The sequence below is a fragment of the Streptomyces griseoruber genome, from assembly GCF_001514205.1.
GTDB classification, from domain to species: domain Bacteria; phylum Actinomycetota; class Actinomycetes; order Streptomycetales; family Streptomycetaceae; genus Streptomyces; species Streptomyces griseoruber.
Map to the genome: position 1 here is coordinate 1 of NZ_KQ948799.1, position 1,262 is coordinate 1,262.

At 65.5% G+C, this 1,262-nt stretch carries 2 protein-coding genes; both read left to right on the forward strand.

Annotated features, from left to right (window positions below):
* A partial coding sequence (locus tag AQJ64_RS43990; protein ID WP_211286540.1) for an alpha-glucosidase C-terminal domain-containing protein occupies positions 1 to 335 on the forward strand: 335 nt, incomplete at its 5' end.
* Positions 332 to 1,262, forward strand: a 931-nt coding sequence (locus AQJ64_RS43995; RefSeq protein WP_244902736.1) for an alpha-amylase family glycosyl hydrolase, incomplete at its 3' end; no start/stop codon positions are given. The genes AQJ64_RS43990 and AQJ64_RS43995, both read left to right, overlap by 4 nt.

The window sequence follows — 1,262 nt, forward strand, 5'->3', positions numbered from 1 at the left end:
AGAACCCCGCCCTGCACACCCTGCGCACGCTGCGCTTCCACCACACCGACAAGGAGGCGGTGATCGCCTACTCGAAGAAGAGCGGTTCGAACACGGTTCTGGTGGTCGTCAACCTCGACCCCCACCACACCCAGGAGACGACGGTCTCGTTGGACATGCCGCAACTCGGCCTGGACTGGCACGAGTCGGTGCCGGTGCGCGACGAGCTCACCGGCGAGACCTACCACTGGGGCAGGGCCAACTACGTGCGCCTCGAACCGGGCACCCGGCCCGCGCACGTCCTCACCGTCCTGCGACCGTCCAACCCGCAGATCGGAGGGTCACCCACACGATGATCGTCAACGAGCCCGTTCCGGACACGTTCGAGGACACCCCCGCCAAGGACCGCGACCCCGACTGGTTCAAGCGAGCCGTCTTCTACGAGGTCCTCGTCCGTTCCTTCCAGGACAGCAACGGCGACGGTGTCGGCGACCTCAAGGGCATCACCGCCAAACTCGACTACCTGCAATGGCTCGGCGTCGACTGCCTCTGGCTGCCGCCCTTCTTCAAGTCCCCCCTGCGCGACGGCGGATACGACGTCTCCGACTACACCTCCGTGCTCCCCGAGTTCGGCGACCTCGCCGACTTCGTGGAGTTCGTCGACGCCGCCCACCAGCGCGGTATGCGGGTGATCATCGACTTCGTCATGAACCACACCAGCGACCAGCACCCGTGGTTCCAGGAGTCGAGGAAGGACCCCGACGGGCCCTACGGCGACTACTACATGTGGGCCGACGACGACAAGCAGTACGCCGACGCCCGCATCATCTTCGTCGACACCGAGGTCTCCAACTGGACCTTCGACCCGGTCCGCAAGCAGTACTTCTTCCACCGCTTCTTCTCCCACCAGCCGGACCTCAACTACGAGAACCCGGCCGTGCAGGAGGAGATGATCTCCGCGCTGCGGTTCTGGCTGGACCTCGGCATCGACGGGTTCCGGCTGGACGCGGTGCCGTACCTGTACGCGCGGGAGGGCACCAACTGCGAAAACCTTCCGGCAACCCATGAGTTCCTCAAACGGGTCCGCAAGGAGATCGACGCCCACTACCCGGACACGGTGATCCTCGCCGAGGCCAACCAGTGGCCCGAGGACGTGGTCGACTACTTCGGCGACTACGCCTCCGGCGGCGACGAATGCCACATGGCGTTCCACTTCCCCGTCATGCCGCGCATCTTCATGGCCGTCCGCCGCGAATCCCGTTACCCGGTCTCGGAGATCCTGG